Raw genomic sequence first — 7,176 nt, forward strand, 5'->3', positions numbered from 1 at the left:
CTGCAACGCCCGCGACACGACGAGAGCGGTCGGCGACTGGGCCAGTCCGCAGAGCAGAGAGGCAACGATGAAGACGGCCAGTGCGGTGAGGAAGACCCGTCRTCGGCCGAGCAGATCCCCCAGCCGCGCCGCTGTGATCAGCGAACATGCGAACGAGAGCGTGTAGACGCTCACCATCAGCAGCTGCGCCGACACCGAGGCGCCGAGATCGACCGCGATGCTCGGAAGCGCGACGTTGACGATGGTCGCGTCCAGGAGTTGCATGAACACGGCGGCGAGACTGGTGGCCAGACCCAGCCACGGGACCCAGCGACCGAGTTCGCCTCGATAGAGTGCGTCACGCTGAGTCACAGGCATCCGGACAGGCTAGCGGCTCGAACCTCACGGAATGCTGTGAGGTTGTTCAAAGGTTGCTGGATGATACGCGAAGAACTTGCAGCGTGGAACCCTTTTGCCTGACACTTGACTGGACCGGGACCGACCTGTAATCAGTCTCATACTTCTCTACCTCTCGCGGTAAGGCACTCGGTGCCGCATCCTGTTGCGAGAAAGTCCGTGCCCCACCCGACCGAACTCGCAACTCGAATCCGACCAGGAGCCGCTCGATGGACTTGAACTTGATCACCCACTGGAAGCCAGAACCTGGGCGGGTCGTCGAGTGGAAAGTCACGGACGCGAGCGCACGAGCGGCTGCCGAAGCGCCGGTGGATCCGGCACTGCCGACCACCATGCAGGAGCGGCACCTGCGGYGGGCCCGGCTGGCGGCGAACAACGGCGAGACGCAGTCCCCGTGGATCGGCATCGCCTTCGACTTCCCCGGCCGCCTCGACACCGCCGCGATGACACGAACCCTGGAACGCTACGTCCTGCGGCACGACACGTTGCACAGCTGGTTCTCGTTCGAGAACGCGGACGCCGACCCCACGGACACCACCAATGCCGTCCGACGGCACGTCGTGCCCGCCGGCTCCATCGCGCTCACGGCGCACGAGGGCGAGACGCTCACCACCCCCGAGCAGGTCCGCGACCACGTCGCCGCGCGCTTCGCGAACGATACGAGCGCGCTGGCCTGGCCCGCATTCGTGTTCGGGGTGGTCGAGCACTACGACACCGGGGCTCCCGGGCGCGAGGACAGCTTCACCCTGATCCACGCCGTCGATCACGCGCACACCGACATGCAGTCGATGATCCTCACGTTCGCCGAGACCCGGACCATCTATCAGGCCGAACTCGACGGCGTGGAGCCCGACCTGCCAGACCCGGGCAGTTACGTGGAATACAGCCGGCGGGAACGAGAGAAGGCGGCGACGCTGACCCTCGCCTCCCCCGAGGTCCACGGCTGGATCGGTCACCTCACCCGAAACGGCGGAACGTTCCCGAGCTTTCCCCTCGACCTCGGCGCTTCCGACGAACCCAAACCGGCCATCGGCAGCCGGTTCGACCTCGCCGACGCCGACGAGTGCGAGCGGTTCGGTGCCGTGTGCAAGGCCCACGGTTCCAACTTCATCGGCGGCGTGTTCGCGGCCCTCGCCATCACCGAACACGAACTGGTCGGGCGCGACCGCTACATGGCGCTGTCGCCGCTCACCACCCGCAACGACCCGCAGTTCTATTGGTCCCAGGGGTGGTTCATCAATCTCATTCCGGTCGGGTTCGCCCTCGAGGACGCCACGACGTTCACGGGCCTTGCCCAGCGCGCGCAGGACGCCTACCGGTCCGGCAAGGCGCTCGGCGAGGTGTCCGTGCAGCAGGTGATCGACACCGTGCTCGCTCAGGCCGGCCCCGAGGCGATGTCGCAACACGCCACCACACTCGCACCGCCGCCGATCGTGTCGTACATCGACGGCAGGCGGTTGCCGCAGACCGAGAGTTTCACGTCGACCCGGGCGACCGGCATCGTCGGGGGCAAGGCCACGCAGATCGCGTCGATCTGGGTGAACCGCATGCTCGAGGGCACGTGGATGGCCGTCTCGCACCCCGATACCGACGAGGCGCACCGGTCCGTGACCGCATATGCGGAGCGGTTGTCGGCCATCATGAAAACCGTTGCCCGCGAGGGCGATTACACGGTGACATCGTTCGCGCCTGCGGCGGACTCCGCGACTGCCGCAGGGGTGGAGTAGTGCACGTCACGTCGATCGACCGGTACATGCTCGAACCCGGCCTGGTGACGGAATGGTCCGTCGCGCCGGGCAAGGTCTCCCCGTCCGCGGTGCCGCCGTCGTACAACCAGCAATTCCACCTCGACACCGCACGCACCCACGGCGTCGGCCGGAGCGTCTGGATGGCAGCAGCTTTCGACCTTCCCGGGCGACTCGACCGGGATGCTCTCGCGCAGGCACTGGCGCACTTCATCCGCCGGCACGACACGCTGCAGACCGGCTTCGACGTGAGCCCGGACGCGATGGCGCGCGTGGATCTCGACCCCGAGGACATCACCGTCGTCGCGTCCGAGTCCTCGGTGACGACGTCACCTCACGAGCTCCGGGACCATCTGCGGTACCGGTTCACCGAGGCGTGCGACCCGCTGACGTTCCCCGCGTACCTGTTCGCCACCATCGAACGCGACTCGCACTACACCGTGGTCAGTGCGTTCGATCACACTCTCGTCGACGGATACTCGCTCGTCATCGCCCTGGGCGAACTCCGGCAGATCTACCAGCGACTCACCGGGCTCGGCGGCTCGGCCGAACTCACGGAAGCGGACCTGACGAAGGAACTCGGCGATCCCGGGAGCTTCCTGCGGTACTGCGAACTCGAGGCCGAGACGCCCGTCACCGAAATCGGCGACCCCCGGGTGCGCGAATGGGCACGCTTCTACGAACGCTGCGGCGGCACCGCGCCCAGTTTCCCGCTCGATCTGGGTGTCGAGGCGGGCAGGCCCGCACCACAGGGGGCGGATGTCCGCCCCCTCCTCGACGCCGCCGACACCGAGCGGTTCGAGGAAATCTGCCTGGACTCGGGGGGAAGCCTGTTCACCGGGACGCTCACCGCGATGGGCATGGCAGTGCACTCGATCAACGGCATCTCCCGGATGCCGTTGCAGTTTCCGCTGCACATTCGCCAGGACCCGCAGTGGGCCAATGCGATCGGGTGGCTCACGACGAGCGCGCCGCTGACGGTCGAACTGACCCCGGACTGCGACTTCCAGTCCTCCTTGGCGCACACCCACGCCTCGTTCCGCACAGCCCTGACGCTCAAGGGTGTGACGATGGCCCAGGTGCGGGAGGCGCTCGGTGACGGATACCGCCGCACCCGCACCGATGTGTTCATGGTCTCGTACATCGACTACCGCAGACTGCCCGGCACCGACGATCACGACGAGCTGAACGCCCACCACATCAGCAACGTGACGGTCGCGGACGACGCGCAGTTCTGGATCTCCCGCACGCAGCGGGGTCTCGCGCTGCGGTCGCGGTTCCCGGAGACGTCGACGGCACGCCGGGCGGTCACGGAATTCCTGGTGCGGTTGCGGGAGATCATGCACGACATCTGCGAGAACGGCGTCACTCCCATCGCGGAGCTCACCAGTCAGCTGAACCTGGAAGGCACTCCCGTCGTCTGACCGCCGGAGGCTCGAACAGTCGTCGCCGCATCGCGTCGGCGATCTTGGCTGCCTCGCCCTTGGCCCGCCCCGCGACGTCGCCTGCGAACAACTCGTCGACGCTGGACGCCCACAGTTCGACCCAGCGGTCGAAATGCCGGTCGGTGAATCCGTGCCGGCCGTGCAGCGCCCGGTGCACGGCGAACGCGCTGCCGCGGTAGACGCCGGTGCGCAGCAGGATCGTCTCCCAGAAGTCGCACATGACGGGCAGGTGGTCGTCGATGCCGATCACCGCGAGCGTCTCGAAGGCCGGTTCTAGGACCGGGTCGGCGAATGCCCTGCCGTAGAAGTGCCGGAGCAGCAGTTCCAGGTCGGCGCGCGTCGAGATGTCGGGCATGAGGCCTCCGTTCGGGTGCGAATCTACGCGCCCGCTGCGGCCTCCCTCACCGTCCACGGAAGGTAAGTGTGAACGCCGGTCGGAAGAACTTCCGGCGTCCGCCTAGAATTGACGCCGTCCCCGTCGCATCTGCCCCAGGAGCCCACCCGTGCCCGTAGCGCCAGATCCCACCCAGTCCTTCGCCGAGTACGCCAATCCCGGTCGGCTCGTGTCGACGGAGTGGCTGTCCGCGAATCTGGGCACACCCGGCCTCAAGGTGGTGGAGTCGGACGAAGACGTGCTCCACTACGACGTCGGCCACATTCCCGGCGCCGTCAAGGTCGACTGGCACCTCGACCTCAACGATCCGGTGACCCGTGACTACATCGACGGCGAGCAGTTCGCCGACCTGATGAGCCGCAAGGGCATCAGCCGCGACGACACCGTCGTGATCTACGGCGACAAGAGCAACTGGTGGGCGGCGTACGCCCTCTGGGTGTTCACGCTGTTCGGACACGAGGACGTCCGCCTCCTCGACGGCGGCCGCGACGCGTGGATCGCCGAGAACCGGGACACCGCGTTCGACGTCCCCGAGACCTCCCCCACCGACTACCCGGTGGTCGAGCGCAACGACGCCCCGATCCGCGCGTTCAAGGACGACGTCCTTGATCACCTCGGCAAGGGTCCGCTGATCGACGTGCGGTCGCCCCAGGAGTACACCGGCGAACGCACCCACATGCCCGACTACCCCGAAGAGGGCGCGCTGCGCGGCGGCCACATCCCGAGCGCGCTGAGCATTCCGTGGGCCAAGGCCGCAGCCCCCGACAGCCGTTTCCGCTCGCGCGGTGAACTGAACGAGATCTACGGCGGTGTGTCCGCCGACGACGACATCGTGGCGTACTGCCGCATCGGTGAGCGCTCCAGCCACACCTGGTTCGTCCTCACCCACCTGCTCGGTTACCCCAGCGTCCGCAACTACGACGGTTCGTGGACGGAGTGGGGCAACATGGTTCGCGTTCCGATCGTCAGGGGTGAAGAGCCGGGAGACGTGCCCGGCGCATCGTCATGACCGAACTACCCGATTCGCTTGCCGAGATCGTCGACGACTTCGCTGCCGTCGACGGCTCGGACAAGCTGCAGTTGCTGCTCGAGTTCAGCCGCGAACTGGCGCCTCTGCCTGCCGAACTCGAGCAGGACGCGATGGAACCGGTGCCCGAGTGCCAGTCTCCGCTGTTCCTGTCGGTCGACGACTCCGATCCGGAACACGTGCGGCTGCATTTCAGCGCGCCCGCGGAAGCGCCGACGACGCGGGGTTTCGCGTCGATCCTGCACCAGGGCCTCGACGGGCACAGTGCCGCCACCATCCTCGGCGTTCCGGACGATTTCTATTCCGCGCTCGGGCTCGCCGACGCCGTCAGTCCCCTGCGACTGCGCGGCATGTCCGCGATGCTCGCGCGAATCAAGCGGCATCTTCGCGGCTAGGCAGGATCTGAACACACACTGATGGAATTCACCGAACTTGCCGACTACCCCGTTCCGGTGGGCGCGCTCACCGAATGGTTACCGTGCGCCCGCTCGGAATGGGTGGACGACCCCCGCCCGGCCTCGTACATCCACGAGGCGCACCTGCGCCGGTGCTCCGACTCCGGTGGTCGCGAATCCTGGCTGGGCACCGCATTCGAGATCCACGGCACACTGAACGTCACCGCTTTCCGGTCGGCGCTGGAGAAGTGGACCGATCGTCACGAGGTGCTGCGCTCCCACACGGCGTTCGACGCGGAGACCGAGCGCGTACGTCGGCGCACCGTGCCGCAGGGCGGGCTGCACGTCGGGGTCGTCAGCCACGGGTACGACGCCGCCGGCGGCGACAACTTCGCGCACCTGCAGCAACTGTTCGACGAGTACGCCTCGCCRCACAGTTGGCCGTCGTACGTCTTCGCGACGCTCGAAACCGTCCAACGCGACCGATTCACGGTGTTCTTCGCGGCAGACCACTCGATCATCGACGGGTTCTCCATCGTGCTCGTCGCCCACGAGTTGACCGCCCTGTACGAGGAGGCACTGTCCGGCCGCACGGCCAACCTGTTCCCCGTCGGCAGCTACATCGACTTCGGCCGTGAGGAGCGTGAGAGCTCCACCGACGCCGAGGTCAAACGGGAGGCGCTCGACGTGTGGCGGTCGGCCCTCGAGGGACCGGGCCTCCCCGAGTTCCCGCTCGAGGTCGGCCCGCGCACCTCGTACGCCCAGCAGAACCTGTCTGCCTGGATTCTCGATGCCGACCAGGCTGCGGCGTTCAACTCGGCGTGCCGCGAAGCAGAGGTGGGGTTCTTCCCCGGCCTGCTCGCGTGCCTGGGGATGGCCGGGTCGGAAGTGGCGGGGCATCAACGCTTTCGGACGGTCACTCCGGTCCACACCCGGCATTCCCCGCAGTGGGCGTCCGCGCTGGGATGGTTCGTGGGTCTGAGCCCGATCGACTTCGAGGTGACGTCGGACGACTTCGCCGCCGTCGCCCGCGAGGCCGCCGAGAGCGTGGCCCGGACGAAGCCGATCTCGGTGGTCCCGTTCGACCGGATCGAGAAGGAACTCGACATCCCCATCCGGCCGCGCTTCGTCGTCTCCTACATGGACGTCCGGTTCGTGCCCGAAGCGGGCCGCTGGCACGAGCGCAACGCCCGGGCCCTGCGGAGCAGGCAGTACACCCACGACGTGTACGCGTGGATCAATCGCACCCCCCGAGGCGTCAATCTGGCGGTCCGATATCCGGGCAACGACATCGCTGCCGCGAGCGTCCACACGTGGGTCGGGAGCCTCCGCCGGCAACTGGAACAGGTTTCAACCAGCTACCCATCGGTAGGGCTGCGAAGCGTCGGACAGCCCTGACCGGAAATTTCGGTCCGGTGACAACACGAATCGGTTCGGTGCCTAGACTCCGAAGTGATGCCGTAAACGACCGCTGGTGACACCCACGGGAGCCACCGCGGAGACAGACCATGCGAACCACAGGAGGCTCAGTGCCCAGTCATGCCAGCGCGCACATCACGAAGGTGCTCGTCGCGAACCGCGGTGAGATTGCAGTGCGGGTGATCCGGGCCGCAGCCGATGCCGGCCTGGCCAGCGTCGCCGTCTACGCCGAACCCGACGCCGACGCCCCGTTCGTGCGCCTGGCCGACGAAGCATTCGCCCTCGGCGGGCAGACCTCCGCCGAGTCCTACCTGGTGTTCGACAAAATTTTGGACGCCGCCGCCAAGTCCGGCGC

The 7,176-nt window shown here is 67.3% G+C and carries 8 protein-coding genes; 6 read left to right on the forward strand and 2 right to left on the reverse strand.

What is annotated here, in order from left to right; all coding sequences use genetic code 11:
* The coding region (locus AC1D1G_RS38845; protein ID WP_477956253.1) for an MFS transporter at window positions 1–357 on the reverse strand (357 nt) is incomplete at its 3' end.
* Window positions 358–605: 248 nt separating this feature from the next.
* On the opposite strand from AC1D1G_RS38845, the gene AC1D1G_RS38850 reads away from it, so the two are divergent.
* Window positions 606–2,123 carry a condensation domain-containing protein gene (locus AC1D1G_RS38850; RefSeq protein WP_477956254.1) on the forward strand — a complete coding sequence of 506 codons (1,518 nt, stop codon included), beginning with the start codon at window positions 606–608 and terminating at the stop codon, window positions 2,121–2,123.
* Complete coding sequence (locus tag AC1D1G_RS38855) at window positions 2,123–3,565, forward strand: condensation domain-containing protein (protein ID WP_283335195.1); 1,443 nt, start codon at window positions 2,123–2,125, stop codon at window positions 3,563–3,565. The genes AC1D1G_RS38850 and AC1D1G_RS38855 overlap by 1 nt, the downstream gene beginning before the upstream one ends.
* On the opposite strand, the gene AC1D1G_RS38860 is transcribed toward AC1D1G_RS38855, so the two are convergent.
* Window positions 3,525–3,941 (reverse strand): group III truncated hemoglobin, encoded by a 417-nt coding sequence (locus AC1D1G_RS38860; protein ID WP_283335194.1) that lies wholly within the window; start codon window positions 3,939–3,941, stop codon window positions 3,525–3,527. The two genes, AC1D1G_RS38855 and AC1D1G_RS38860, sit on opposite strands and share 41 nt — an antisense overlap.
* A gap of 148 nt (window positions 3,942–4,089) precedes the next feature.
* Here AC1D1G_RS38860 and AC1D1G_RS38865 point away from each other — a divergent pair, with 148 nt between their 5' ends.
* The 4 genes from AC1D1G_RS38865 to AC1D1G_RS38880 all read left to right on the forward strand — a co-directional run.
* Window positions 4,090–4,989 (forward strand): sulfurtransferase, encoded by a 900-nt coding sequence (locus AC1D1G_RS38865; RefSeq protein ID WP_477956255.1) that lies wholly within the window; start codon window positions 4,090–4,092, stop codon window positions 4,987–4,989.
* Window positions 4,986–5,402 carry a SufE family protein gene (locus AC1D1G_RS38870; RefSeq protein ID WP_009479492.1) on the forward strand — a complete coding sequence of 139 codons (417 nt, stop codon included), beginning with the start codon at window positions 4,986–4,988 and terminating at the stop codon, window positions 5,400–5,402. The genes AC1D1G_RS38865 and AC1D1G_RS38870 overlap by 4 nt, the downstream gene beginning before the upstream one ends.
* Before the next feature lie 21 nt (window positions 5,403–5,423).
* The gene (locus AC1D1G_RS38875) at window positions 5,424–6,800 is read left to right on the forward strand and encodes a condensation domain-containing protein (RefSeq protein WP_283335192.1); all 1,377 of its coding nucleotides are present in this window, start codon (window positions 5,424–5,426) and stop codon (window positions 6,798–6,800) included.
* Window positions 6,801–6,931: 131 nt separating this feature from the next.
* On the forward strand, window positions 6,932–7,176 hold a 245-nt coding region (locus AC1D1G_RS38880), incomplete at its 3' end, for a biotin carboxylase N-terminal domain-containing protein (protein ID WP_477956256.1).

The sequence above is a fragment of the Rhodococcus sp. P3_B8 genome, assembly GCF_056402775.1.